Here is a 26,301-nt window from a genome sequence, read left to right as displayed (position 1 = left end):
GGCGCCCGATGAAAATCCTCATTGTCGAAAACGAGCGCAAGGTCGGCCAGTTTGTGGAACGTGCCCTGACCGAGCAGGCCTACACCGCTCGGCTGGCCGGCAATTGCGCGGAGGCGCGCGACGCGCTGGCCGAGTCGCCCTACGACGCCGTGGTACTCGACCTCGGGTTGCCGGACGGAGACGGCCTGGACCTGCTGCGCGAGTGGCGCGCGAGCGGGTTTGACGAGCCGGTGCTGATCCTCAGTGCGCGTGACGCCGTGCAGGATCGCATCCGCGGGTTGAATCTCGGCGCCGACGATTATCTGCCCAAACCCTTCAGTGTGGAGGAGCTGCTGGCTCGCCTGCGTTCGTTGCTGCGGCGGCGGGGCAGCGGCGCCCGCGCCACGACCGTGCTGGAGCACCGGGGCGTGCGCCTGGACCTGCTGGCGCGCACGGTCACCCGCGAGGGCGAGCGGATTGAATTCACCGGCCGCGAACTGGCCCTGCTGGAACTCTTCCTGCAAAACCCGAACCGGGTGCTCACGCGCACCCTGATCGCCGAGAAGGTCTGGGAGGCTTCCTACGACATGGAGACCAACCTGATTGACGTCTATGTGCGCCGCTTGCGCCGCAAGCTCGAGCCGCCGGGGGCCGAGCCGTTCATCCGGACCATCCGCGGTACCGGTTACCAGCTCGCATGAGACACTCTTTCACGCTGCGGCTGACGGTGCGGTTCGCCGTGCTGGTCACCCTGACCACCGCCGCGGTGCTCGCGGCCGGCGGCTGGCTGCTGCACCGGCAGGCCATGACGAGCCTGGTTGATTTGCACGAGCTGGAGAGCGAGGAGCTCGGCGAAATCCTCGAGGCGGCCGTCCGCAGCGCCGCCGACGTGGGGCATCAGATCAAGGAGGAAGCCGACAGCGACATCGCCCTCTTCTACATCCAGGTGCGCGACGAGCGCGGGGATGTGGTTTTCCGTTCGGCCAATCTCGGTCCGACACTGCTGCCGGTGCTCGCCGGCATGGAAGGCGACCGCGTGGTGGAGTTGCCCGGCGCGGGCCGCGTGCTGATCTCGGACACCAAGCACGGAGCCTGGCACCTCCAGGTGGCGAGCCGGCTGGAACCGACAGAGCGCATGCTGCGCGATTACGCCCGGGTAAGCGGCCTGCTGCTCGGCGGGGCTGCGCTGCTCAGCATTGCGCTCGGCTACCAGTTCAGCCGGGCCACCCTGCAGCCGGTGCGCGCGATTGAGGCCACCGCCCGCCGCATCCGGGCCGACAACCTCAGCGAACGCATTCCCGAATCCGCCGGTCACGGGGAACTCACCGCCCTCATCAACCTGCTCAACGGCACCTTTGACCGTCTGCAACGTTCCTTCGAACAGGTGCAGCGTTTCACCGCCGAGGCGTCGCACGAGCTGAAGACTCCGCTCGCGCTGGCCCGCCTCAATGCCGAGAAACTCCAGGCGAGGGTGGCCGCCGACCCCGAGTCCGAGGGCCTCGTGGCTGAGATACTCGACGAGATTGCGCGGCTCAACCGCATCATCGAGAGCCTGCTTTTCCTGGCCAAGACCGAGGGCGGGGCCATGCAGTTGCCCCGGCGTGAACTCGATCTCGCCGCGTTGGTGACTGATTTCGCCGATGACGCCGCCGCGCTCGCGGAGGACGCCGGCGTGGGCTTCGTGCTCGCGGCCAATGAGGCCGGCACAGTCCGCGCGGATGCGGGCCTGTTGCGCCAATTGTTGCTCAACCTGCTGAGCAACGCGCTGGCGTTCTCGGCTCGCGGCGGAGCGGTTGCGCTCGAGTCGCGGCGCACGCCGGAGGGCTGGCATCTGACCGTGAGCGACGAGGGCCCCGGTTTGCCGGCAAACCAGCTGGAGCGCGTCTTTGAGCGGTTTGCCCGTTACGAGGGTGCCAGCCGCCCGGAGGGCAGGTTGGGCACCGGGCTGGGCCTGGCCATCTGCCGCGGAATTGTGGACCTGCATGGCGGCAGCATCCACGCCGAGAACCGTTCCGACCGGAGCGGCCTGCGCGTGGTGGTGCGCCTGCCGGCGGCCTGAGGCCCGCCACGCGAGGATTGCCTCGCCGGAATTAATCCTGAAATCTCGCCCGCATGGCCAAATCCAGGATCAAGTGCGGCGTCGTCGGCGTAGGTTCACTCGGGCAGCACCATGCCCGCATCTACGCCTCGCTGCCGGGCGCCGAACTGGCCGGCATCTTCGAGACCAGTGACGCGCGGGCCGCCGAGATTTGCGCGAAGTTCAACTGCCGCCGCTTCACCACGCTCGAAGAGCTGGGCGCCGCCTGCGAGGCGGTCAGCGTCGTGGTGCCGACGGACAAGCATGAGATCGTCGCCCTGCCGCTGCTGGCGCAGGGATGTCACCTGCTGATCGAGAAGCCGCTCTGCGCCACGCTGGAGGAGGCCGCCCATGTGCTCGCCGCCGCCCAGAAGGCCCGCCGCATCGTGCAGGTCGGCCACATCGAGCATTTCAACCCGGTGATGAGCTACCTCGAGAAGCACACCGGGCGCCCCCAATACATCACCACCGAGCGCCTCGCTCCCTACCAGACGCGCGGCACGGAGGTGGGCGTGGTGCTCGACCTCATGATCCACGACATCGGCATCGTGCTCGCGCTGGTGAAGTCGCCCATCCGCAAGATCGATTCCGTCGGCATCAACGTGCTCTCCAAGACCGAAGACATCGCCAACGCGCGCATCGAGTTCGAGAACGGCTGTGTGGCCAACCTGAGTGCTTCGCGCATGAGCCTGAAGAAGAACCGCGAAATCCGCGTCTTCCAGGACAACGCCTACCTGTCGCTCGATTTCATGAACCAGAAGGGCCACCTCGTGAAGAAGAGCGACATCATCGCCTACGGCCTGAAGCTCAAGGTCGGCCTGGCCAAGGCCGGTGAGGACAAGGTGCCGGTGCATGAGATTCCCATCGAGAAAGGTGAACCGCTCGCCATCGAGCTGGCGCATTTTCTCGAGAGCGTGAAGGAAGCCAAGGAGCCCAAGGTCGGCGCCGCGCTCGGCAAATCGGCCCTGGAGGTGGCGATCGCGATCACGGAGGAGATCAGGCGGAAGCAGAGCTGATGGGCGCCACGAAACACACGAAAATGATTCCCGAAGCGTGTCATCCTGAGCGGAGCGAAGGATCCAGGGCGTTGTTCGCTGTCGGTTGCGTTGCTGGATTCTTCGCTTCGCTCAGAATGACAGGAGAGGAAGGTCATGAGTAATTTCGCCCTTCAAGACGGCCTGCCGGCTCCACTGCACGGCTCGGTGGATCTGCTCATCGTCGCGGCGGAGCACTCGGGTGACGAGCACGCGGCGCGCCTGGTGCGGGGTCTCCTTGCGAAACAGCCGGCCCTCAAGGTCTGCGCATTGGGCGGGAAACACCTCGAAGCAGCCGGCGCACAGCTGCTGCGCGACCTCACGGGGCAGTCGGCGCTCGGCTTTGCGGTCATCGCCAAGATTTCCTATTACCGCGCGCTCATCGCGGCGGTCGTCAGCTGGACCGGACAACACCGGCCGCGCGCCATCTGTTTCGTGGACTCCTCCGGATTGAACCTGCGCATCGCCCGGGGGCTCTTTGAGCGGGGTTATTCGCGCAAGGCCGGCGGTCCGACCAAGGCGCTCTACTACATCAGCCCGCAGATCTGGGCCTCGCGCGCCGGCCGGCGCTTCGCGATGGCGAAACACCTCGACGGCCTCGCGGCGATCTTCCCCTTCGAGCCCAAGGTCTATGCCGACACGACGCTGCCCGTGGAGTTTGTCGGCCATCCTTTTGTGGCGCCAGATTACACCGCGCCGGTCAGATATGATCCGGCCGGGCCGATCCTGCTGCTGCCGGGCAGCCGGCGCGGGGCGGTGGCGCGGATTTTCCCGGCCCTGCTCGCCGGCTACCAAACGTGGGGCGGCGAAAAAGAGGCCGTCGTGCTTTACCCGAGCGATGAGATTCTCGCCGCGCTCAAGGCCGCCCAGCCACCGGCCCGGGTCCGTTTGCAGCGCACCGGTGAACGCTCCGCCGTCGCCGCCTCGGCCGTGCTGACCTCGAGCGGCACGATGTCCATGCATTGTGCCTTGGCGGGCATCCCGGGGGTGGTGACCTACCGGGCGGACCCGCTCACCTACCTTATCGGCCGCCTGCTGGTGAAGGTTGAGCATCTAGGTATCGCGAATTTGCTGCTCAATGAGCCGATGTATCCCGAATACATCCAAGGCGCCGCACAGGCGGAGGTCTTTGCCGCGGAGTTGAAGGATTGCCTGGAAAACCCGGCCCGACGCGAACGGACGGCGGCGCAGGCCCGCAAATTGCGTGATTTATTGAGCCAACCCACTGATCACTCGGTGGTGGAGTGGATGCAGCGGCACCTCGCCGATGTGTAAAAAAGGCTAAGGATTTTCCTAATAAGTGCCGATGGACCTAGGAAGCCAACATGGACTTCCCCGCCACAGCCTGTCGCGCTTCAGGCTGGTCCCCGCCGCATTTGCCGACGGAGCCAGCGGCGCGGGATTTTCCGCTAAACGAGATTCTGCAAACGCTGCCAGTCGGGCTGGGCTGGCAACCCGCTGATCCCAGCGGTGCGTTTTGGAGCAATGAAGCCCTCACGCGGCTCACGGGTTTGGCGCGCGAAGTCCTGGTTTCGCTGGACGGGGTCGGGGCGGCGATTTTTCCGGAGGATCAGGCGGCCTATTCGGCTGGGCTGGCGCAGCTTCGCACCGGGCAGGCCGATGAACTGAACCTCGAGCTGCGGTGTCAGCTGCCCGAGGGCATCGCCTGGCGGCAGCTGACTTTGCAGCACCGGCGCCCCGCGGGCGATGCCCCCGGCGGCCTGCTGCTCACGCTCACCGACATCTCCGAGCGCAAGCAGCATCAGGAGGAAATTCAACGCGCGGTCGAGTGCGCCGAGTCGCTCAACCAGCAGATCGAAATCGCGATGGACCGCGCCCAGACCGCCGTGGTGGAGGCCAATCTCGCCAACGTCGCCAAGAGCCAGTTTCTCGCGACCATGTCGCACGAGATCCGCACGCCGATGAACGGCATCATCGGCATGACGGCGATCCTGCTCGAGACCACGCTCACGCGCGAGCAGCGGGACTTCGCCGAGACCATCCGCCTCAGCGGTGAGGCCCTGCTTACGATCATCAACGACATCCTCGACTTCTCCAAGATCGAGTCGGGCAAGCTGGAGCTGGAGCGCGCCGATTTTGCGCTGCGGGACTGCGTCGAGGGCGCGCTCGACCTTATGGCCGCCCGCGCCGGCGAGAAACGGCTCGACCTGCTCTACGAGATCGCCGACGGCACGCCCGCCATGGTGCGCAGCGACATCACGCGTCTGCGCCAGATCATCCTCAACCTCGTGGGCAACGCCCTCAAGTTCACCGATAAGGGCGAGGTCGTCGTGCGGGTGCAGCCGGAGAGCGGCGGCATGGTCGAGGACGGCCCGGTAAGTCTGCACATTTCTGTGCGTGACACGGGCATTGGCATCCCGCCCGACGCGATCGGCCGGTTGTTCCAGTCCTTCAGCCAGGTGGACGCCTCGACCACGCGCAAATACGGCGGCACCGGCCTCGGCCTCGCGATCAGCAAGAAACTGTCCGAGCTCATGGGCGGCCGCATGTGGGTCGAGAGCGAGGTCGGCGTGGGCTCGGTCTTCCAGTTCACCGTGACCCTCGGCGCGTTGCCGGGAACCGCCCGTCCCGATCCGCAGGCCGCACGGGCTCTGCTCGCAGGCAAGCGCATCCTCGTGGTGGATGACAACGCCACGAGCCGCATGATCATGATCGACCAGCTGCTGCGCTGGGGCCTGGAGCCCCATGCGGTCGGCTCCGGCGAGGATGCGCTGGCGGTGGTAGCCGGTGAGCGGCGCTTTGATTTTGCCCTCATCGACGCGCAGATGCCCGGCATGGACGGCGGCACGCTCGCGAGGAAACTGCAGGAAACGGAAAGCACGCGCACGCTGCCCATCCTTTTGCTGGCCGCGCTCGGGCACCGGGCTCCGGAGGGGTTGCGGGTTCGGCTGGTGCCCAAACCCTTCAAGCCGGCGGCGCTCTATGAGGGGTTATCCGCCGTGCTCCTGGGGGAAAAGGCCGACGCCCGGTCCGGGGCCGCGGTTTCCGTCACTCCGGCCTCCACGACCAATGTCCGTCTGTTGCTCGCCGAGGACAACGCGGTGAACCAGAAGGTCGCGGTCAACCTGCTCAAAAACATCGGTTATCAGACCGACGTGGTGTGGAACGGCGTGGAGGTGCTCTCCGCCCTCGAGAAGCAGGAATACGACATCGTCTTTCTCGACATGCAGATGCCGGAAATGGACGGCCTGGAGGCGGCCCGCCGTCTGGTGGAAATGCGGCCGAAGAGCAAATCGCGGCCGTGGATCATCGCGCTGACGGCCAACGCCATGGTCGGAGATCGGGAACAGTGTCTCGCCGCCGGCATGGACGACTACATCACCAAGCCGATCAAAAAAGCCGAACTCGCCGCCGCCCTGGACTACGGCCGCACGATGCTGGCCAAGCGCCGCGGCATGCCCGCGTGAGTTTGCGCTATTGAAGCGGGCGCGGGGTGGCGGCACCCCGCCTCCACGGTCACGACCCGCCTGACACCAGGCTTCGCGCCACCTGCGGCCACAGGGCGGCGGTGCGCTCGGCGAGGATGGCGCGGCAGCGGGCGACCTCGGCTTCGCGATGGGCAATGTTTTCCTCCGCGATCTTGGCGAGGTCGTCCAGGTTGTAGAGGAAAACGTTGGCCAGCTCGGCGGCGGCGGGGTCGATGTCGCGCGGCAGGGCGAGGTCGATGAGGAAGAGCGGGCGGCCGGCGCGGCGTTTCATGGCCGCGGCCACGAGGTCGCGCGGAAGCACCAGGCCCGGGGCCGAGGTGGAGCTGGCAACAATGTCGGCGCCGGTCACCAGCTCGGGCAACTCGGCCAGGCTCGCGGCCCAGCCGCCGGTGGCGGCGGCGGTCTCCTCGGCGCGCGACAGGGTGCGGCTGGCCACGGTGATGGCCTTGGCTCCGCGGCTCTGGAAGGCCTGCGCGGTCTTGAGGCCGATGTCGCCGGCTCCGACCACCAGCACCTTGACGGGTGCGAGGTCGCCAAAAATTTTGCCGGCGAGGTCCACCGCCACGCTGGCGACGCTCACCTGGCCCTCGCCGATGCGGGTGTGGGTGCGGATGTGCTTCGCGGCCTGAAAGGTTTTCTGGAAGACGCGATTCAGCACGGGGCCGGTCCAGTGGCAGGCGAGCGCCTTGTCGTAAGCGTTCTTCACCTGTCCGAGAATCTCGGTTTCGCCGACAATCTGTGAGTCGAGGCCGGCGGCCACGCTGAAGAGGTGCTCGATGGCATGGTGGCCGGTATGGGTCTTCACCACGGCGCTGATCTCGTCGTGGGAGCAGCCGGTGACTTCCGCCAGCGTGCCGGTGAAGCCGGTGAACACCCCGGCGTCGCCCACGCCGTAAAGCTCGACGCGGTTGCAGGTGTTGACGAAGGCGAACTCCTTCACCCCGGGCGTGGTCTGGAGCTTGGCCGCGAGGGCCGCGGTGCGGGCCTCGTCGAGCGCCAGCTTCTCGCGCACGGCGAGCGGGGCGGTGTGGTGCGTGGCACCGAGGAAGAAGAGGACAGGCGGCGTGGGCTCCATCTTCAGCGTTCGGTGGGGGTGAGAATGACCTTGTGGTGGCGGCTGGAGTTCACCGGCCCGAGCGAAATCAGGGCCAGCATGAACATCACGAGGCACACCCATGAGAAACGCACCGAGACGAGCCGGGCCCGCCAGCGCAATCCCAGCACCACCAGGTAGGCGAACCAGACGGCGACCGTCACGAGCAGCTTGGCCAGATCCACGGTGTCGGTGTTTCGCGTCCACCAGGCCGCGCCGACCCCGAGCGAAAACGTCAGCAGCAGCACGCCCAGGCCCAGCATGCGGGTGTTGATCTGGTCGAGCTGGACCACGGAGGGCAGGAACCAGAAGAGGCCGTTGAGGCGCTTGTGCTTCAGGCTCCAGTTTTGCAGCAGGTGCATCACGGCGGTGAGCGCCAGCAGGCCGAAGACGCCGTAGCTGAAGACCGCCAGCGCGGCGTGGAGCTCGATCCAGGGGTTGGTGCCGAAGATTTTCTGTCCACGCCCGGCGTCCCACACCGGGATGATCAAGGAGATCAGCGCCAGGGCAGCGGCGTAGCCGGCGGTGAAGAGGCCCAGCAGACTGACGCGAAACGCCGTGCCCACGAAGAAATAGACCACCATCGCGGACCACGCGACGAACTGCACCAGCTCAAAGGTGTTGCCCAACGGGCAGCCGCCCACAGCCATGCCGCGCACGTAGAGGCCGCCCCACTGGCAGGCCCAGCCGGCGACCAACAGGATGTTGAGCCAGGTGCGCGGGCCCTGGGCGTCGGACCGTCTGAGCAGCGCCAGCAGGCCGGTCAGGAAGCCGGCGAGGTAAAGCAGGGCGCCGAGCCACAGGAAGGCGCGGTCGGTGGGCAGCGAGAACATGCCGCCAACTTGGCAGGACGGACGCAGCCGGGCAAGCGCGGCGGATGTTTCGGAGCGTTTATCAGGGAATGGAGGCGGGCCTATCAGTCCCGCGCGTCCGGCTGGCTGCGGGACAACGGCGGTCATCGACCACCGCTACAGCCCGAACAGGCTTGGGTGTCTGTTGCCAAAATGCAGGCTGGGCGCATGAGTTTCGATCCACGCCCCGTCCTCCTTGAGGGCCGCCATGTGCGGCTCGAACCGCTCACCCTCGCGCATGCGCCCGGTTTGTTCGCGGCGGCGGTCCCGGCGGTATTCCGCTACCTCATCATCGCGCCTTTTGCGGCGGTGGCCGACGCGGAAAAATACGTGGCCGACGCCCTGGCGGCGCAGGCGGCTGGAAGCGAGGTGGCCTACGCCACCGTGCGGCGCACGGACAACCAGGTGGTGGGTTCGACGCGGTTCATCGACATCCGCCGCCCGCACCGGGGGCTGGAGATAGGCTGGACGTGGCTCACGCCCACGGCCCAGCGCACCGCGATCAATACCGAGGCGAAATACCTGATGCTCCGCCACGCCTTCGAGGAGTGGGGCGCGCTGCGCGTGCAACTGAAGACCGACGCCAACAACGCCCAGTCGCGCGCGGCCATCGAACGCCTTGGCGCCAAGTTCGAGGGCATCCTGCGCAAGCAGATGCTCCGGCCCCATGACGGCTACGAGCGTGACACCGCGATGTTCAGCCTCATCCGTGAGGAGTGGTCGGCGGCCAAGGCGGGGCTCGAGGCTAAACTGGACCGGTGATTTATGGATGGCGCTCCGGCGCAGGTCGCATCTTGCTGAAGGTGTTCGCATGAGCTTTCCCTTTCTACCGTCGGGCTGGTGCCGCCGTCTCCTTGGGTTCTTCGCCGGTTGCCTGCTCCTGCTGTTGGACGTTACCGCGACGGAAAGGGCTCGCCGGCTCGTGATGGCGGCGGAGGGGGAGCCGGCGGTTCATGCGGCCTTGGCCGCATTGCCCCCGGAGGGCGGAATCGTCGAACTCGGCGCCGGCACGTTCCGCATCACGCATCCGATCATTCTCGACCGGGATGGGGTGGAGCTGCGCGGACAGGGGGTGGAGACCAAGCTCGTGCTGGGCCCCAAGGCGAACTGCCCCGTGGTGATCATCGGGCGCGAGGGCACGCGGCCCGACCGGCTGGTGCGGCGCGTGACAGTGCGCCTGCTGTTCATCGACGGCAATCGGGCGGAGCAGGAATTCGAATGCTGGGGCGGTCCTTGCGACGAGCAGGGACGCACGGCGATCCGCAACAACGGCATCACCATCCGCGGCGCGGAAGATGTGTTGGTGGAAGATGTGTCGACGGTGCACGCCCGTTCGGGCGGCATCGTGCTGGAGAAGCACTGCCGCCGCATCCGGCTGGCACGCGTCGAGGCCTATGAGAACGAGTTCGACGGCGTGGCCGCCTACGAGACCGAGGACAGCGAGTTCACCGCACTGAACCTGCACCGCAACCGCAGCGCGGGTTTCTCCTTCGACTGGCGCTTCAACCGCAACCGCGTCACCGACTGCAACGCCAGCGACAACGGCAGCCAGGGCATCTTCATGCGTGACTCGATCTGGAACGTGTTCGAGCGCCTCACCCTGAACAACAACGGGGAGCAGGGGATTTTCATGGCGGAGACCCGTGAACTGCCCGGCACGGCCTGCCGCTACAACCGCTTCAGCAAGGTCACCGTCACCGGCAACCGCACGCAGGGCATCCGCATCAATGACCGCTCGTGCAACCCCAACACGATCGAGGATTCGCTGGTGAGGGGCAACCGGCTCGAGGATGTGAGCCTTGCCGATTTCGGCCAGCTGGAGATCGTGCGGCCGCGGGAGAATTGATTTCGCCGTGGGCCGGTCTCCGCACCGGCCGGATTTTCCGTTGTAGGGTTGGCGCTTGCGCCGACCTAGCGCGCGAGATCCCCGCAAGCCGCGACCTGCAAAACGCGCGTGGTTCGGCGGGTACCGGTCTCACTTCGGCCGCACCGGCATCAGGAAGTCAAATTCGCACTCTTTGCCGCCGTCGCCGAAGCGTTCGTCCTGGCGGTCGAGGTTGGGGGTGTCGGCGTGGGTGTATTTCGAGCGGGGCAACCACGTGCCAAAGGCGTAGTTCATCGTCTCGCCGAACTGGGCCATGGGCCCGCGGTGCGTGAAGCAGGCGTAGGTGCCGGCGGGAATTTTCCAAACGCTCAGCGGGGGCTTTGCCTTGGTGCCGGGAGAAACCCGGATTGAGGCGAGGTATTCACGCTCGTCGGGTTGCGGACGGTCGCCGTCAGCCGGATAGCGGGCGGCGCCGTAGATAAACTTGTCCAGCATCGGCGGCAGGGTGGGAATCAGAGGACAGAAGCGGTGGTAAAGGTCCGGGATCACCTGAAGGTTGTCGGCCGTCGGTGACATCGGCGGCATGAAGCGCACGGACAGACCGAGGAGGTGAAGGGCGGGCAGTTCGATGAGGGCGGGTTTCATGGTGGTGCGGACCGGCAGGGCCTGCAGCCGGGCGGGCGTGAGCTCGGGCCGGGTGCGGAGCCACGCGAGCTGGCCGGTGCGCCGGAACTCGCGCGGGGTGGAGCCGAAGGCGACCTTGAAGGCGCGGGTGAAGGCCTCGTGCGACTCGAACTGGTAGTCGAGCGCGATCGCCAGAACAGTGCGGTCGGTGCGCGCCAGCTCCTCCGCGGCGGCCGTGAGGCGGCGCTTGCGAAGATAGCAGCCGAGGGTGTCGCCCGTGTGTTCAGTAAAGACACGGTGGAAGTGCCAGAGGGAAAAGCCCGCCCGCCGCGCGAGCGCGTGGAGCGCCAGCGGACATTTCAGGTGCTGCTCGATCACATCGAGGCTGCGCAACACGGCCTGCCGGTAGTGCGTCATGCGGGCAGCGCCTTGGCCAAGAAGCTCTCGACGATGCCGGGCAGCTCCCGGTGGAAGCGCGCGCGATCAAAACCCGGCGGGTCTTGCGCGGGTGGAAAATCCGGCGTCCGCATCATCTCGGGAAAGGGGCTGAGGAAAGAGAAATGTCCGGCGTCCTTGATCACCACGAACTCGCTGGCGACCGCGGGCGGCAGACCGCGCAGGTCGCGCCGGATATCCTCGGCGGGCGTAACGTTGTCCTTCTCGCCGGCGAGCACGAGAAATTTGCCGGTGACGCCGGCCAGCGCATCCGGTCCGCGGTAGTAGCCGGTCGCCGGAGCCATCAGCACGGCGGCGCGGAAACGCGGGTCGGGTGTCACCGGAATCGGCGTGCGCTTGCGCGACCACGGTTGGGCGCCGGCCAGGGCCAGCGCGGCGCAGCCGCCGAGGGAGTGTCCGACGAGGCCCACCCGGCCATGGTCAATCGCCGGCCCAAACTGCCCGTGGGCGAGCAGGTGATCGAGCGTCGCCGACAGGTGACGGCATCGGTTGGTCACGGATTCGTCGGTATAGGAGAGGGAGTTGTCGTTGCGATTGTCGCGCGGTGCCTCGGCACAGAGCACGATCCAGCCGGAGCAGGCGAGGTGGGTGGCCAGTTCGCGATAGAGCAGGTGCGAGCCACCTGCGCCGTGGGAGATTAAGCCGAGGGGGTGGCGGCCGGATGGCAGCGGGGCATTCAGGGAGGCCTCCCAGCGAAACGGGCCAACAGTCACGCCCGCGGCGGCCTGGTCGGTGGGGTATTGGACGACGGCCGGAATGGAGCCACCGAAGACCGGATCGGGAGTCTGCAGGTGCTGGAAACCGGAGTGCATGGAGTCGGCGGCAGCTTAGCAGAGCAGGCGATCCGTGGGCTTGATAGTTTGTGCGAAAGTGTGACGGCTGAAGTTCAGCCGCGGCGCGCAACCCAGAAGCGGCAGTTGTCGGAGAAGTTGCGGACACGGGGTGTCTCGCTGGCGAGTTCATCCCGCATGCGGTCGTGGACAGGAGTCCAGCCCGTGGCGGCGAGGTCCTCGAGAATCTCCCGGCGGTCGGGCAGGTGCATGAAGGTGTTGCCCGTGTCGTCGGTGAAGTAGCGGTCGCCAAACTCGAGCAGCCGGGGGTTCTGCTCCCCGCGGGCCCAGCGCTCGGCCTCCTTGGCCCATTCCTTCGCTTCCTTGGGATCGTCGCGGTCGTGGGTGGTGAACAGCAACGGCGCCCCCGGCCGACTGACCCCTTGCAGGTTGCGCAAGGCCCGCCGCCGGTTCTCACGACCGGGGATCTGCATCAGGCCGTTGAACATGAAGAGCACGCCATCGAAGGGCGCCAAGCGCCCGGGGTCTTGTTCCTGGGGGCTGGGATCTGGGAAATACAAAAGGGGTAGGAGCGGCTGGGTGGCGTCGGCCTGCAGAAAGGTGAGGCCGGTGGCTTGGCGTTCTTCGGCGAGGCTCACGGCCTGGTCCACGAGCTCGGCGGCGAAGTCAAAGGCCGTGATCCGACGGTAGCCGTGCTGCCAAAGACCGACGGCCACGCGACCGGCACCGCAACCGGCTTCAAGCAGGTGGGCCTCCTTGTCGGGGAAATACTCACGGATCAGGACCAGTTCCGACTTCCACAGCCCGAGGTCGTGCGCGGCCTTGGTGTAGTGGATGACCGTGCTGATGGCGTTGAAGTCATCGCGCACGGTGTCGCCGCTCACCTTGGAGTTGCCGGGGGCGCTCACAGGTTTTTGGCGAGAAAAGCAGCCACCGCCTCGAGGTGCCGCTGGTAGTTGGCCCGCTCCGAGAAGCCGTGAAATTCGGTCTCGAAGAACAGCTTTTCATGCGGCACGCCGTGGGCCGCGAGTTCGCTCAGCAGCTTGGTCGACTGGCGGTAGTCCACGGTCGTATCGAGCTTGCCGTGGATCACGAACACCGGGCAGCGCACCGCGGCGATCTGGGTGATGGGGGAGATGTTTTCGAAACGCTCCTGCTGCGTGGCGGGGTCGCCCATGCGCTGGAGCAGCCGGTCGTAGTTGAACTGGTCGTCGTCGCTCTGCGCCCAGGATTGGCGGATGAGCTGCTTCCAGTCGAAGACGCCGGCAAACGTGATGGCGCACTTGTAGAGGCCGGGCTCGAAGGCGGCACCGGCGACGGCCAGGTAGCCGCCAAAACTGCCGCCGTAGATGGCGAGGCGATTGCCATCCACCAGGCCCCCGGCCACGAGATGCTTCACCCCGTCGGTGACGTCGTCGTGCATTATGCGGAAGGCAAAGTCGTCGTCCTTCGAGACCGCCTTGGAATAGCCCGTGGAGCCACGGTAGTTGGGCTGAAACACGGCATAGCCGCGGGTGGTCAGCAACTGGACGTCGGGATTGTAGCCCCAAGTGTCGCGGGCCCAGGGTCCGCCGTGGGCATAGACCACGAGCGGCGGCTTGGCGCCATCGGGACGGGCGGCCGGCAGGGAGAGATAGCCTTCGAGCTCCAGGCCGTCACGGGCCTTGAACTTTATCGGCCGTTGCACGCTCATCTGCCCGGGATTGAACCACGGCGTCGGGGCCGGCAGGGGCAGGAATTGCTTGGTGCCGTGGTTATAGATGACGTAGCGGGCGGGTTCGCGGCCGCTCATCGAGGCCACGACGAAAGTGGAGAGCGATTGGTCGCAGTCCTCGATCAGGTTCAGCCGGCCGGGCAGCTTGGCGTTCACCGCCGCCTGCACCTCCCGGAAGAGGGGATCCAGCGGGAGCTGGACCGGCATGTCACGGTCATAGGCCAGCGCGAGCGAGTGCAGGCTGCCATCCGCTTTGCGAACCTGAAGGAGCGAGGCCTCGCTCAGGGAATAGACCGGATCCTCAAACAGCGACGGACCAAACTCCCCTGTGCTGACCCGGTAGCGATGGAGGCGGCTGCTTTTGGCCTCGTCGGTGTAGTGCGCGACATACAGGTAGTCCGGATCATTGGAGAAGCCGATCACGGAGGTTTTCTCGTAGTCGAAGGGCAGGCTGATCCAGGCGGCCCCCGCGTTCGGACGATAGTAGAAGTTCAGGCGCTTGTCCGCGTAGACCGAGACAAACCGCACCTCGCCTTCCTGGTCGGTAAGCGTGCCGCGATGTTCGCCCTTGGGAATTTCCACCCAGGACTGGACGTTGAAACGGGCGTTGTTCTGGCCGGCCATGGTCTTGGGCCGGAGCTTGGTGTTGATGACCGCCAGTCCGGCCGAGCCCTGGCCATCTTCATAAAAGCGGGCGACAAACAGGTTGGGATCGCGCCGCAGAAAACTCACGAGCGAGAAAAACTGGCGTTGGTAGGTGATGTTCGCGGTGATCTTGTTTTGCCGGGCGTCGAAGACCTGCCGGCGTCCGCGGTAGTCCGGACGGTTTTCCGTGGTGATGATCATCCGGTTGCCGTCAATCCAGGTGAAATCCACGAGGTCGTCGCCCCCGAGGTCGATCTTTTTGGATTCCCGCGTCTGCAGGTCGTAGAGATTGAGATCGAAGAAGCGGATTTTGCTTGGGGTCAGGAAAGCCGCATACCGGCCGTCCTCGGAAAGCCGGACCCGGCCGATTTCCGGCCAGCGGGCAAAGTCAGCAAAGGTTGGCGCAGTCTCAGCGGTGCTCAGGGTGGCGGTGGCGCCCAGACACGCCATGATTACAGCGAGGAGGGATGATTTCATGGATGAAAACAGGGTGGGCCGCCCGGTTGGGCGACTGGTTTTCAGCTCTAGCAAACCGCCACCGGGTGTCCACGGCGGAAAAATGAATCGCGGTCAGCGTCGGCAACGCCAGGCAGCGATGAACATGCCGTTGGCGTTCAGCTCGTGGGGCCACAAGCAGAGTTGAGCACTGGGGGCGGAGGGCGGAGTGCCCAGAACCGGAATCGGCTCGAAGTCGGGGTGGGCGGACGTGAAGGCGTCGGCGATGACGGTGGTTTCGGCGCGCGTGAGGGTGCAGACCGAATAGATCAGGCGCCCGCCGGGCTTGAGGGCGGCGGCAACATGGTTGAGCAGGTTGGCCTGCACAACGGCGAGTTCCTGCACGTCGTGCGGCTGGGTCGTCCAGCGGGCGTGCGGGTTGCGCTGCCAGGTGCCGACGCCGCTGCACGGGGCGTCCACGAGGATGCCGTCGAACTTGGACTTGGTGGGGAGCTTGGCGCCGCCATCCCATTCGGCAGTGCGGTAATTGAAGGCTTTGGCTCGGGCGGCACGCTCCTTGAGCTTGGCGAGGCGGCGGGCGGAGCGGTCGGTGGCCCAGATCATGCCCTTGCCCTGCAGGAGATCGGAGAGGTGCATCGTCTTGCCACCCTCGCCGGCGCAAGCATCCCACCAGGTTTCGCCGGGCTGGGGGGCGCAGGCGTGGCCGACGAGCTGCGAGGCGAGGTCCTGGATCTCGAACTCACCGCCTTGGAATTCGGGGGTGCGGTAGAGGTCCTTCAGGCCAGAATACCTGAAACCTGAGACCTGAAACCTGAAGGCCGGAAGATTTGCCGGCGTGCAGTGGCCGAGGCGCTGGGCGACGGATTCGCCGGAGCCGGAGCGGGTGCGGATCCAGAGGACGGGGTCGCGCTGGAACTGGCGCAGGGTTTCAACCGGCAGGACGATCTCGTTCTTCAGCCAGTCGGGCACAGCGCGGGCGGCGAGGGCTTCGGCCTTGATGCTGGCGGGGTTTTTGTCGAAGCGGTCCTGCAAGGTCAGTGCGGCTTCGGTCTGTTTTTGGAGCGAGTCCTTCGGGTTGAGCCAGTGCCACCAACGGAAGTACACGAAGACCGCACGACTCACGGCGCGGCGGCCGGCCGGATCGGTGAAGTGGCGATCCTGAGTGAGCGACTCGCGCAGCGCCTGGTCGGCGGGCGTGCCGGCCTGCACGAGCTTCAGGATGCGAGCGGCCTGGTTGAGGACGGGGGAGGACATGGTGTGACCACGGAATACACGGAACACACGGAGCAGGGGAAGAAGGGATTTGCGGGCTCTGCCCGAAGGCACTCGCGGGGAAATCGAAAAACTGTAGCGGCGGTCTATGACCACCGTGGGGCATGGTGAGATGATCGACGGCGGTCATAGACCGCCGCTACAACAGTCACGCGTTGCGGCGTCAGGCCACGGGCGTGGCGCAGGCTTCCAGCATGGCGGACACCAGTTCCTCGGGCGCGAAGGGTTTCAGCAGCACCTTGGGCGGGCCACCGGGCAGGTTCAGGTTGGCCGGGTCGGCGAGCAGCTCACTGAAACCGGAGGTGAGGATGATGCTGAGCTGCGGGTTCTGTTCGCGCAGCTTACGGGCGAGTTCGATGCCGTTCACGCCGTTGGGCATGAGGATGTCGGAGACGACCAAATCGAAGGGCAGGAGCGTGCTGCGCCAGATCTGGAGAGCGATGACGCCGTCGTCGGCGAGCGTGTGCGGGATGCCGCGGCGGCGCAGGATGCCGGAGAGCAGCGATTTCACGGCGGGGTCGTCCTCGACCACGAGCACATGGCGCGGTCCCTCGGTGGCGGGGGCGGTGCAGCCCGGCACGGTTTCGACGGAGCCCTCCGGGACGGCGGGCGCCACGGCCACCGGCTGGTAGATGAAAAAGGTCGTGCCCTGGCCGACCGTGCTGTCCACGCGGATCCAACCACCCTGCTGACGCACGATGGAATAGACGGTGGAGAGGCCAAGCCCGGTGCCCTTGCCGGCCTCTTTGGTCGTGAAGAACGGTTCGAAGATGCGGGGCAAAACCTCGGGACTGATGCCGGTGCCGGTGTCGGACACGGCGATTTCGATATAGTCGCCGGCGGCGGAGCCGGACTGGAGTTGGGCGGAGCCGGGGGCGAGATGCAACGCGCGCGCGGAGACCTCAATGCGACCGCCCTGCGGCATGGCATCGCGGGCGTTCACGACGAGGTTGACAATCACCTGCTCGACATTGGCCGGGTCGGCCATCACGGGAGCGAGGCGGGCGGGGAGGGTACACTTGAAGACGATGTGCGGGCCGATGAGGCGGCGCAGCAGCGGACGGAGTTCGCCGAGCACGCCGACGAGGTCGAGTTCCTGCGGCTGGACCACTTCCTTGCGGCTGAAAATCAGCAGCTGCCGCGTGAGATTGGCCGCACGGATGGCGGCCGCCTGCACCGGCTCGAGCATCTGGCGCGTCTCGCCGGCCGGGTGCAGGGCGAGCACCTCGGATGTGTAGCCCTGAATGATCGTGAGCAGGTTGTTGAAATCGTGGGCCACGCCGGCCGCGAGCTGGCCGATGGCCTCCATCTTTTGCGCCTGGCGCAGCTGGCGCTCGGTTTCTACCTGCTCGGTCACGTCGCGCAGCACCCAGATGGAGCAGCGCCGGCCGCGGATGGTGAGCGGGCGGGCCGAGCAACGAAGCTCGCGCCGGGTCTTGGCGTCGGGTTGGTAGAGGCAGGCGTGGTCGTCCACCGGCATGCCGGAACCCAGGCGCCCGAGCAGCGCGTGCCAGCGGCCGGGATCGAAGCCACGGCCGAAGTTCTCCGGAGTCAGGCCGAGCACGGCGGAGCGGGGCAGGCCCATGATGCGCTCGAAGGCGTTGTTCACGGCCAGCACCTCGGGCTGGTCGAGGGTCACGATGGCCTGCGCGTGCGGGCTGGCGTCGAACGCCGCGGTAAAACCCTCCTCGGCGCCGCGGAGGGCTTCGGTGCGGTGGCGGAGCAGTTCGTCGAGCTGGGCGACGTTGGCCTCCACGTCGCGGGCGAGCCGCCATTTGCGGGTGAGCGCGTGGGTGAGCTGGAGGACCTCGACGTGATCGAAGGGTTTCTTGAGAATGAGCAGGTTGTCCGAGTGTCCGAGCCGTTCGGTAATCGTGGACCAGCTGTGGTCCGAGTAGGCGGTGCAGATCACGACCTGCAGGTTGGGGTCGGCGGCCCAGAGGTGGCGGATGGTCTCGAGGCCGTCCCAGCCGGGCGGCATGCGCATGTCCACGAAGGCGAGTGCATAGGGCCGGCCCTCGCCGACGGCGTCCTGCACCAGCGCGAGGCCGGTCTGGCCCTGCACCGCGGTGTCCATCTCGAAGCACACGGGCGCGGCGGCGGGGCTGCTTTGACCGAAGATGGTGGCGGCGAGCGTTTCCAGCTGCGGGGCGGAATTCGTGCCCGGCGTGAGGATCTTCCGGAAATCCTCGTGGATGGCCGGGGTGTCGTCGATGACGAGGATTCGAAAGCGGGAGGCGTGGGAGCTCATGCGGCGGCGAAGCTGCCCGGAGGCAGGTGATTTTGAAGGACGCGCGGCAGGTGCTCCCAGCGCACGGGCTTGGACATGTAGTCGTCCATGCCGGCGGCGAGGCAGGTCTGCTGGTTCATGTCAGCGACACCGGCCGTGAGCGCGATGATCGGCATGCGGCGCCCGCCCGAGGAGTTTTCCCGCTGCCGGATCGCGCGGGTCGCGGCGAGGCCGTCCATCTCGGGCATCTGGCAATCCATGAGCACGAGGTCGAATTCCTGTTTTGCGAGCAGGTCGAGGGCCTCGCGACCGTTGGACACGACGACGGCGGGTATACCCAGGCGCTTGAGGTGGGCGGTGATGACCTTCTGGTTGACGAGATTGTCCTCGGCCACAAGCACGCGGACGGTGGACACGGGGGCGGGAGCGGGGGGCGCGGGAGTGGGCGCGGCCGGGGCGAGCGCGAGGCACTGGAGAATGCGCTGGAGGAGCGGGCCCTTGCGCAGGGGCTTGTTGAGGCAGGCAGCGATGCCGGCGGTCCCGAGCTCCTTGTCGGCCGGGTTGAGGCATATCGAGGTAAGCAGCAGCATGACCGGCGAGGCATAGCGCGGCTGGGAGCGGATGAGCCGGGCGAGTTGCAGGCCGTCGGTGTGCGGCATCTGGTAGTCGAGCAACACCACCTGGTAGGGTTTCCCCTCTGCGCAGGCGGCGTCCATGCGGGCAATCGTGTCGGTGGCATCCACGGCGAGCTCATGCGGCACGTTCCAGGACTGGAGCAGGCGGGAGAGGAATTTCCGGTTGGTGGCGTTGTCGTCCACGATCAGGGTGCGGCGGCCGGCGAGCAACGTGGGGTCGGTCTCGATGACCTGGGCCACGGCGTTGGTGCGTTGAAACGGAATCACGAGGCGGAAGGTCGAGCCTTTGCCCGGTTCGCTTTCCAGGGTGATCTCGCCGTGCATCAGCCCGATCAGGCCGCGGCAGATGGACAGGCCCAGGCCGCTGCCGCCGTAAACACGGGTGGTCGAGGCATCTACCTGGGTGAAGGGCTGGAAAAGGCCCGCCTGATGCTCGGGCGAGATTCCGATCCCGGTGTCGCGGATGACGATTTCGAGGCGCATGGCACCGGCGCTCAGTTCCAGCGGGCGGATTTGAAGGCTGACTTCGCCGGCGGCGGTGAACTTCACGGCGTTGCCGAGCAGGTTGAACAGGATCTGGCGCAGGCGGACCTGGTCGCCGACGAGCCCGCCCTTGATCTGCGGGTCCACTTCGGCGACGAGCTCGAGTTTTTTCTCGTGGGCCTTCGGGGCGAGGAGTTGCACGACACCGTCCACCACCTCGTCGAGCACGAACGGCGCCTGCTCGATCTCAAGGCGGTTGGCCTCGATGCGCGAGATGTCGAGAATGTCGTTCAGCAGGGCGAGAAGGGTCTCGCCGCTGCCCGACATGGTTTCGGCGAAGTCGCGCTGCTCGGGGGTGAGGCCGGAGTCGAGCAGGAGCGCGTTCATGCCCAGCATGCCGTTGAGCGGCGTGCGGATCTCGTGGCTCATATTGGCGAGAAACAGGCTCTTGGCGCGGTTCGCGTGCTCAGCGGCTTCCTTGGCGGCCTGCAGTTCGGCGGTGCGAGCGGCGACCATGGCCTCCAGCTCCTCGGCGCGGAGCTGTGCAGCGCGGGAGAGTTCCCATTTTTCGGTGAGGGCGTGGGCCAGCTGCAGCGCCTCGATCTGGTCGAAGGGTTTCTTGAGGATGATGAGCCGGTCGGAACGGCCGAGTTTTTCGCTGATGGCGGACCAGCCGTGATCAGAGTAGGCGGTGCAGATCACGATCTGCACGCGCGGGTCGGCGGCCCAGACGCGCTGGATGGTTTCGAGGCCGTCCCAGCCGGGTGGCATGCGCATATCCACGAAGGCCATCGCGTAGGGTCGGCCTTCAGTGAGAGCCCGCTGCACCAGGGCGAGACCATCCTGCCCCTGGGTGGCGAAATCCAAATCAAACCCCGCATGGTCTTCAGCGGCCGGAGAGGTGTCGCCAAAGATGGCGCTGGCGAGAGCGTCGAGCTGCGCGGCGCCGGCGGGCGCGGCGGAGGCGGCGAGGATCTTGCGGAAGTCGTCGTGGATCGAGGGGGTGTCGTCGATCACCAGGATGCGTCGGTTGCGTGGGGAGTTCATGCGGCGCGGGCTATGTTGGCGGGAAGCCGGAGCGGAAGTTCGAGCGTGAAGCGAGCGCCGAGCCCCGCGCCGTCGCTGTGGACATGGACGCTGCCGCCGAGGTTGCTGGCGGCGAGGGCGCCGGAATGGAGCCCGAAGCCGTGGCCGTCCTTGCGGGTGGTGAAGCCGTGCTGAAAGATTTTCTGCAGATTTTCCGGCGGGATGCCCATGCCGTTGTCCTCAACGGCAAAACGGATGCGCTGATCGACAAGGGTGAGGTGCAGCCCGATGCGACGATCACCATCAGGCCGGACCTTCACAGCTTGCACGGCATTGGTGATGAAGTTGACGAGAATCTGGAGAACCTGATGGCGGTCGGTTTCGATCTGAGGCGTTTCGACCAGGTGCGTGTTGATGCGCACGCCGTGGCGGTTGACCGAGGCCTGGGCGAGGCAGCAGGCTTCCTCGAAAAGGCTGGCGGGCTTGAGCGCCTGCACGACGCCGCCGGCCTTGGCAAAGCTTTGCTGCATGGCGACGATCTGTTTGATGTGCTCCACGTTCTGGGTCAGCTCCTCCAGTTCGCGGATCTTTTCGCCGCGGGCGGCGATCAGCTGGTCGGCCACCTCGATGAGGAGCTTGGGCACGAGGCGGCCCCGCGGGTCCTCCGCGAGAAAACGGGGCAGGTTGTCGCCCTGCGCGCGCATGAGGTCGGTGGTCTGTTTAAGGAGCTTGAGCCGCGGATTGCTGCTGATGGCCTCGCGGAGGATGTTGGCCGAGATGTTGACGCTGTTGAGGACGTTGCCGACGTTGTGCAGCACGCCGGTGGCGACCTGGGCCATGCCGGCCTGGCGGGAGGTTTCGAGGAGCTTGGTCTCCAGCCGGCGGCGCTCCTCCATTTCGTCGCTGAGAAGCGTGTTGGCGGCGCGCAGTTCCTCCTTGTTGGCCTGGATGCGGGCGAGCATGCGGTTGAACGCGGTGGTGAGTTCGCCGAGTTCGTCATGACTGATGACCGGCACGCGGTGCGCGTAATCCCGGTGTTCGGTCACATGCCGGGTGGCGGCGTGGAGGTTGCCGATGGGGTTGAGGATCAGGCCGCGCAGTCGGGAGAGCACGAAAAGGCTGAGCATCAGCGCCAGGGCCAGCGCCAGCACGAGCCCGGCGAAAGCAGCGCCCAGGGCCGACCAGAGGATGGGCCGCAAATCGGTCCAGAGGTGGACGGTGCCGATGCGGACCTCGTGGTTTTCAATGGGAGCGGACGTGAGCAGCCACCAGCCGGCGTAGGCAACGGTGCGGCCGTCGCTGAGCCTGAACGACGGGGGTGGGGGGTCGCCGTAGGTGGCGAAGTTCAGACGGGTGGGAATGTCGATGACGGCGCCGCGGATGTTCGGTTTGGAGCGGAGGGTTTCGAGCACCGAGTCGGCGGATCCCGTGTCCTGAAAGCTGACCGAGACGGTGGCGTTTTCGGCGACGATACGGGTGAGGGCGAGCGTATCGGCCGTGTGGGTGGCCCGTTGTTCCACAAGCCGCCAGACCAGCAGCGTGGCTGACGCGGCGAGGGTCGCGCAGGTGACGGCCGCGATGGTGATAAAGCCGAGCTTTTCCCGCACGGATTTCGTGCCGAGCCATTCGCGAAGCCGGAGGTCGAGGCGATGGAGAATCATCGGATGCCGAGCGGGGCTTCGCCGATGTGTCCGCGGCGGGCGGAGCAAGAGGCCGAAGAACTGGCCGGCTGGAGCCGGGAGATCAGCAGAGCCGTGATCGTGCACCTTTCCATACGGGAAAATGCGGACGCGCACCCTGGCCGGTGGGCGTGGACGGAGCCATCGGGACACGACTGACGCTGGTTCATCACCCTGTCATCGGCCCCGAAGCGCCTCGCTTTAAGGGATTTCGGGGGCGGATTTGGCCGCGCAGGGTGCTCGGAACCGGGGTATTCCGAGGGCCGACGGGCGCGCTCCGATAGCGCGGGCGATTAGTCCGCCCAGGGGACTTAGAACTTTTTCCCCCAGCGCTTCACTTCCTTGAGCTCGAGGCTGCGAGCTTCGGCGAGGATACCGGCGCAGGCGGGGTGGGCGCGGAGGCGCTGGAAGGTGTCGGGCATGATGCGCCACTTGAGCGCAGTTGAGGTCTCGGCGATCGGGGCGACGCGGCCCTCGAAAAGGAAGGCGAGCTCGACCTTGGTTTCACCGCCGGCGGCATCGAGGGTCTTGCGAAGGAGGCGGAGGAAGTCGGGCAGCTGCGGGTGCTCCGGTTGCACGAGCCAGGTGACCTTGCGGATGTTGTTCTGGAGGTAGGCGTCGAGCGGGTAGAGTTCCTTGACGTTCAGGCGCGTGCCATCGTTGCCCTTCATCACGGTGCCAAGGATCACGACCGGCGCGTTTTCGGCGAGATGCTTGCTGTAGGTCTCGTAGGCGTCGGCATACATGTTGACCGAGAGGGTGCCGCGTTTGCTGGAGAGCGTGAAGAAGGCCCAGGGGCGGTTGTCCTTTTTCGAGAGCTTCTTGTTGATGCCGCTCATCAGGCCGGCGAGGCGGTATTCGACGCGGTCGCCCTCGAGCATGACGGTCTCCTCGGTGTGCGTGCAGAGCGCTTCGGCGAGGCCGGTGTAGGCGTTGAGCGGGTGGCCGGAGACGTAGAAGCCCAGGAGTTCCTTCTCGAACTGGAGGCGTTCCGTTGCGGAGAAATCCGCGGCGGACGGTGAGGAGAGATCGGAGTTCGGAGAGCGGGCAGCGGCGCCGTTTTTCTTGGGCTTCTCCTCGGCGAACATGTCGAGGAAGGTGTTCTGGCCGGCGGCCTTGTCGCGGGCGTGGGCGGCGGCGCCGGCGATGGCGGCATCAATGCCGTCGAAGAGCGGCTTGCGGGGCGAGCCGCTGAAGTCGAAGGCGCCGGTCTTCACCAGATGCTCGAGCACTCGCTTGTTGAGGGCGCGGGCGTCCACGCGGGCGGTGAAGTCGGCGAAGTCCTTGAACGGGCCGTGGGCTTCGCGCTCCTCGAGGATTTTCTGCGCGGCCTGCTCGCCGACACCCTTGATGCCGGCGAGTCCGAAGCGGATCTTGTCGCCGACAGGGGTGAAGTTCGCGCGCGACTCGTTCACGTCGGGGCCGAGGACGGTGATGCCCATGGCTTCGCACTCGGCGATGAAGTGGGCGACCTTTTCGGCGTTGCCGAGCTCCGAGGTGAGCACGGCGGCCATGAACTGCACGGGGTAGTTGGCCTTCAGGTAGGCGGTCTGGTAGCTGACGAGCGCGTAGGAGGCGGAGTGCGACTTGTTGAAGCCGTAGTTCGCGAACTTGTTGAGCAGGTCGAAGATTTCGTTGGCCTGCTTTTCGGGGATGTTGTTCACCCGCTTGGCGCCCTCGACGAACTTGATGCGCTCCTTGGCCATGGCGTCGGCATCCTTCTTGCCCATGGCGCGGCGAAGCATGTCGGCGCCGCCCAGCGTGTAGCCGGCGATGATCTTGGCGCACTCCATCACCTGCTCCTGGTAAACGATGATGCCGTAGGTTTCCTGCAGCGACTGCTCGAGGAGCTTGTGCGGGTAGGAGACGGAGGCGGGGTCGCGTTTGCCGCGCGCGTAGTCGGGAATGAACTGCATCGGACCCGGGCGGTACAGGGCGCAGATGGCGTTGATGTCGTTGATGTCCGTCACGCCGACCTGTTTGCACGCCGACTGCATGCCGCCGGATTCCAGCTGGAACACACCAACGGTCTTGCCGGCGTTGAGGATGGGGTAGGTCTTCGGGTCGTCGAGGGGGATGGTCTCGATGTCGAACTTAGGATCGGCGGTGTGCCGGACGTTGTCCACGGCGTCGGCGATGACCGTCAGCGTCTTGAGCCCGAGGAAGTCCATCTTGAGCAGACCAAGCTTGCCCACCGCGTTCATGTCGAACTGCACGGTGACGTCGCCTTCCTGCAGGGTGAGCGGGACAAACTCGTCGAGCGGCTTGTCGGTGATGATGATGCCCGCGGCGTGCTTGCCGGTGTTGCGGACCATGCCCTCAAGCACGAGGCCCTGGTCGAGGATTTTCCGCGCGACGGGGTTTTTCTCGTATTCGTTGCGCAGTTCCGCGGATTTCTCGATGGCGGCCTTGAGCTCGATGTTGAGCTCGTCGGGGATCATCTTGGCCAGGCGGTCGGCCTCGACGAAGGGCAGGTCGTGCACGCGGGAGACGTCGCGCACGACCATCTTGGCGCCGAGGGTGCCGTAGGTGATGATGTTGGCGACGCAGTCGTTGCCGTATTTCTGGCGGACGTAGTCGATGACCTCGCCGCGGCGGCGCATGCAGAAGTCGATGTCGAAGTCGGGCGGCGACACGCGCTCGGGGTTGAGAAAGCGCTCGAACAGGAGCTTGAAGCGGATCGGGTCGAGGTTGGTGATGCCGAGCAGGTAGGCGACGAGGCAGCCGGCGCCCGAGCCGCGGCCCGGCCCGACGGGGATCCCCTTTTGCTTGGCCCAGTGGATGAAATCCCAAACGACGAGGAAGTAGTCGATGAAGCCCGTGACGTTGATGATCGCGAGTTCGAAGCCCATGCGCACGGCCAGTTCCTCCTCGAGCGCGAGGCCGGAGTAGTCGGGGGCGGTGGGTTTCTGGCCGGCGGGCAGGTTGGTGAGCCTCGCGAGACGCTCGGCGACGACCGGGCGTTTGGCGACCACCTCAAAGTCGGCGCCGTAGCGGCGCTTCAGCCCCTCGACGCAGAGCTGGTGCAGATACTCCGAAGGCGAGAGCTTGCTCTTCACCTCGGGCGGCAGCGGGTATTTCGGGTAGCGCTCGGAACCCTTCGGGAAGGGGATGGCGAGGTCGCACATCTCGGCGACGAGCTGGGTGTTGGTGAGGGAATCGGGCACCTCGCCGAAGACCTTGGACATCTCCTCGCGCGACTTGAGGTAGAATTGCGTGCCGTCGAACTTCATCCGGTTTTCCTCGGCGATCTTGGCGCCAGTCTGGATGCAGAGCAGCGTGTCGTGCGGGCCGGCGTCGGTCGCGTTCACATAATGAACGTCGTTCGAGCAGATGACCTTCAGGTTGAATTCCTCGCCCAGCTTGAGGAGGCCGGGAATGATTTTGCGCTGCTCGGCAATGCCGTGGTCCTGGATCTCGACGAAATAGTTTTCCCGGCCGAAGATCTCGACGAAATGCGCGCAGGCCTTGCGCGCCTCGGGGTAGTTGTCGTGGAGCAGGTGTTGCGGCACGAGCGAGGCCAGACATCCGGTGAAACCGATGAGACCCTTTGAGTGCTTGGCCAGCGTCTCGAGGTCGGTGCGCGGCTTGTAATAGAAACCCTTGAGATGGGCGTCGGAGACGAGCTTCAGGAGGTTCTGGTAACCGGTGAGGTCGCGGCAGAGCAGGCCGAGGTGGTAGATGGACTTGCCCTCGTCGGACCGGCCGGTGCGTTCGAGCCGGGAGCCGGCGGCGAGGTAGAGTTCGCAGCCGACCAGCGGCTTGATGCCCTTGGCCTTGGCGGTGTTATAGAAATCGATCGCGCCGTAGAGATTGCCGTGGTCGGTGAGGGCAAGGGCCTTCATGCCGAGGGCGGTGGCCCGGTCCATCAGGCGGTCGATCCGACAGGCACCGTCCAGCAGGGAGTAGTCGGAATGAACGTGGAGATGGACGAAGTTGGAGTCGGACGCAGCCAAGGTTCGTGTATGGGAATCAGCGGGTT

General features: G+C 66.1%; 18 protein-coding genes. 7 read left to right on the top strand and 11 right to left on the bottom strand.

The genetic code is table 11. The annotated features are described in order from the left end of the window. Positions 1-8: 8 nt before the first annotated feature. The 5 genes from ESB00_RS14215 to ESB00_RS14195 all read left to right on the top strand — a co-directional run bounded on the left by ESB00_RS14215 (position 9) and on the right by ESB00_RS14195 (position 6,518). The gene (locus tag ESB00_RS14215; protein WP_129048455.1) at positions 9-680 is read left to right on the top strand and encodes a response regulator transcription factor; all 672 of its coding nucleotides are present in this window, start codon (positions 9-11) and stop codon (positions 678-680) included. Next, a complete protein-coding gene (locus tag ESB00_RS14210) occupies positions 677-2,038 on the top strand; it encodes an ATP-binding protein (RefSeq protein ID WP_129048454.1) in 1,362 nt (453 codons plus the stop codon). Before ESB00_RS14215 ends, ESB00_RS14210 begins: the two co-directional genes overlap by 4 nt. 53 nt (positions 2,039-2,091) lie before the next feature. Next, positions 2,092-3,072, top strand: coding sequence for a Gfo/Idh/MocA family protein (locus ESB00_RS14205; RefSeq protein ID WP_129048453.1), 981 nt, complete (start codon positions 2,092-2,094; stop codon positions 3,070-3,072). Between the two features lie 135 nt (positions 3,073-3,207). Beyond that, the gene (locus ESB00_RS14200; RefSeq protein ID WP_129048452.1) at positions 3,208-4,365 is read left to right on the top strand and encodes a lipid-A-disaccharide synthase; all 1,158 of its coding nucleotides are present in this window, start codon (positions 3,208-3,210) and stop codon (positions 4,363-4,365) included. Positions 4,366-4,415: 50 nt separating this feature from the next. After that, positions 4,416-6,518, top strand: coding sequence for a response regulator (locus tag ESB00_RS14195; protein ID WP_129048451.1), 2,103 nt, complete (start codon positions 4,416-4,418; stop codon positions 6,516-6,518). 49 nt (positions 6,519-6,567) lie between these two features. Here ESB00_RS14195 and hemA read toward each other — a convergent pair whose 3' ends face one another. Continuing rightward, positions 6,568-7,614, bottom strand: a complete 1,047-nt coding sequence (gene hemA / locus ESB00_RS14190) for a glutamyl-tRNA reductase (RefSeq protein ID WP_129048450.1) — start codon at positions 7,612-7,614, stop codon at positions 6,568-6,570. Between the two features lie 2 nt (positions 7,615-7,616). Then, positions 7,617-8,465, bottom strand: coding sequence for a cytochrome C assembly family protein (locus ESB00_RS14185; protein WP_129048449.1), 849 nt, complete (start codon positions 8,463-8,465; stop codon positions 7,617-7,619). A gap of 186 nt (positions 8,466-8,651) precedes the next feature. On the opposite strand from ESB00_RS14185, the gene ESB00_RS14180 reads away from it, so the two are divergent. Next, positions 8,652-9,245, top strand: coding sequence for a GNAT family N-acetyltransferase (locus tag ESB00_RS14180; RefSeq protein WP_129048448.1), 594 nt, complete (start codon positions 8,652-8,654; stop codon positions 9,243-9,245). Between the two features lie 49 nt (positions 9,246-9,294). Continuing rightward, the gene (locus ESB00_RS14175; RefSeq protein WP_164976223.1) at positions 9,295-10,329 is read left to right on the top strand and encodes a right-handed parallel beta-helix repeat-containing protein; all 1,035 of its coding nucleotides are present in this window, start codon (positions 9,295-9,297) and stop codon (positions 10,327-10,329) included. A 129-nt stretch (positions 10,330-10,458) separates the two neighbouring features. On the opposite strand, the gene ESB00_RS14170 is transcribed toward ESB00_RS14175, so the two are convergent. The 9 genes from ESB00_RS14170 to dnaE all read right to left on the bottom strand — a co-directional run bounded on the left by ESB00_RS14170 (position 10,459) and on the right by dnaE (position 26,275). After that, positions 10,459-11,349 (bottom strand): helix-turn-helix domain-containing protein, encoded by an 891-nt coding sequence (locus ESB00_RS14170; RefSeq protein ID WP_129048446.1) that lies wholly within the window; start codon positions 11,347-11,349, stop codon positions 10,459-10,461. Next, on the bottom strand, positions 11,346-12,200 hold the full coding sequence (locus tag ESB00_RS14165) for an alpha/beta hydrolase family protein (protein ID WP_129048445.1): 855 nt from the start codon (positions 12,198-12,200) through the stop codon (positions 11,346-11,348). The genes ESB00_RS14170 and ESB00_RS14165 overlap by 4 nt, the downstream gene beginning before the upstream one ends. A gap of 74 nt (positions 12,201-12,274) precedes the next feature. Continuing rightward, positions 12,275-13,087: a class I SAM-dependent methyltransferase gene (locus tag ESB00_RS14160; protein ID WP_129048444.1), complete on the bottom strand. Its 813-nt coding sequence runs from the start codon at positions 13,085-13,087 to the stop codon at positions 12,275-12,277. Next, positions 13,084-15,015, bottom strand: a complete 1,932-nt coding sequence (locus tag ESB00_RS14155; RefSeq protein ID WP_129048443.1) for an alpha/beta hydrolase family protein — start codon at positions 15,013-15,015, stop codon at positions 13,084-13,086. Before ESB00_RS14155 ends, ESB00_RS14160 begins: the two co-directional genes overlap by 4 nt. 93 nt (positions 15,016-15,108) lie before the next feature. Continuing rightward, entirely contained in the window at positions 15,109-16,248 is a 1,140-nt protein-coding gene (locus ESB00_RS14150) for an RsmB/NOP family class I SAM-dependent RNA methyltransferase (protein WP_129048442.1), read from the bottom strand. 181 nt (positions 16,249-16,429) lie between these two features. Next, positions 16,430-18,517 carry a response regulator gene (locus tag ESB00_RS14145; protein WP_129048441.1) on the bottom strand — a complete coding sequence of 696 codons (2,088 nt, stop codon included), beginning with the start codon at positions 18,515-18,517 and terminating at the stop codon, positions 16,430-16,432. Next, positions 18,514-20,661, bottom strand: coding sequence for a response regulator (locus ESB00_RS14140; protein ID WP_129048440.1), 2,148 nt, complete (start codon positions 20,659-20,661; stop codon positions 18,514-18,516). Before ESB00_RS14140 ends, ESB00_RS14145 begins: the two co-directional genes overlap by 4 nt. Further along, the gene (locus ESB00_RS14135) at positions 20,658-22,301 is read right to left on the bottom strand and encodes an ATP-binding protein (RefSeq protein WP_129048439.1); all 1,644 of its coding nucleotides are present in this window, start codon (positions 22,299-22,301) and stop codon (positions 20,658-20,660) included. The genes ESB00_RS14140 and ESB00_RS14135 overlap by 4 nt, the downstream gene beginning before the upstream one ends. A 329-nt stretch (positions 22,302-22,630) precedes the next feature. Next, positions 22,631-26,275, bottom strand: a complete 3,645-nt coding sequence (gene dnaE, locus ESB00_RS14130; protein ID WP_129048438.1) for a DNA polymerase III subunit alpha — start codon at positions 26,273-26,275, stop codon at positions 22,631-22,633. Positions 26,276-26,301: the final 26 nt, after the last annotated feature.

Origin of the sequence: Oleiharenicola lentus (genome assembly GCF_004118375.1) — a bacterium.
In the GTDB taxonomy this organism is placed as follows: domain Bacteria; phylum Verrucomicrobiota; class Verrucomicrobiia; order Opitutales; family Opitutaceae; genus Lacunisphaera; species Lacunisphaera lenta.
Note: the sequence above shows the minus strand (reverse complement) of the source record. Positions and strands in the feature narration are given on the sequence as shown.

Bases quoted from the DNA above. Each gene is read 5' to 3' on its own strand.
- ESB00_RS14145 (WP_129048441.1), bottom strand. From the start codon at position 18,517: ATGAGCTCCCACGCCTCCCGCTTTCGAATCCTCGTCATCGACGACACC.
- ESB00_RS14185 (WP_129048449.1), bottom strand. From the start codon at position 8,465: ATGTTCTCGCTGCCCACCGACCGCGCCTTCCTGTGGCTCGGCGCCCTG.
- ESB00_RS14135 (WP_129048439.1), bottom strand. From the start codon at position 22,301: ATGATTCTCCATCGCCTCGACCTCCGGCTTCGCGAATGGCTCGGCACG.
- ESB00_RS14170 (WP_129048446.1), bottom strand. From the start codon at position 11,349: ATGACGCACTACCGGCAGGCCGTGTTGCGCAGCCTCGATGTGATCGAG.
- ESB00_RS14195 (WP_129048451.1), top strand. From the start codon at position 4,416: ATGGACTTCCCCGCCACAGCCTGTCGCGCTTCAGGCTGGTCCCCGCCG.
- ESB00_RS14165 (WP_129048445.1), bottom strand. From the start codon at position 12,200: ATGCACTCCGGTTTCCAGCACCTGCAGACTCCCGATCCGGTCTTCGGT.
- ESB00_RS14180 (WP_129048448.1), top strand. From the start codon at position 8,652: ATGAGTTTCGATCCACGCCCCGTCCTCCTTGAGGGCCGCCATGTGCGG.
- ESB00_RS14200 (WP_129048452.1), top strand. From the start codon at position 3,208: ATGAGTAATTTCGCCCTTCAAGACGGCCTGCCGGCTCCACTGCACGGC.
- ESB00_RS14155 (WP_129048443.1), bottom strand. From the start codon at position 15,015: ATGAAATCATCCCTCCTCGCTGTAATCATGGCGTGTCTGGGCGCCACC.
- hemA (WP_129048450.1), bottom strand. From the start codon at position 7,614: ATGGAGCCCACGCCGCCTGTCCTCTTCTTCCTCGGTGCCACGCACCAC.
- ESB00_RS14210 (WP_129048454.1), top strand. From the start codon at position 677: ATGAGACACTCTTTCACGCTGCGGCTGACGGTGCGGTTCGCCGTGCTG.
- ESB00_RS14150 (WP_129048442.1), bottom strand. From the start codon at position 16,248: ATGTCCTCCCCCGTCCTCAACCAGGCCGCTCGCATCCTGAAGCTCGTG.
- ESB00_RS14175 (WP_164976223.1), top strand. From the start codon at position 9,295: ATGAGCTTTCCCTTTCTACCGTCGGGCTGGTGCCGCCGTCTCCTTGGG.
- ESB00_RS14205 (WP_129048453.1), top strand. From the start codon at position 2,092: ATGGCCAAATCCAGGATCAAGTGCGGCGTCGTCGGCGTAGGTTCACTC.
- ESB00_RS14140 (WP_129048440.1), bottom strand. From the start codon at position 20,661: ATGAACTCCCCACGCAACCGACGCATCCTGGTGATCGACGACACCCCC.
- ESB00_RS14215 (WP_129048455.1), top strand. From the start codon at position 9: ATGAAAATCCTCATTGTCGAAAACGAGCGCAAGGTCGGCCAGTTTGTG.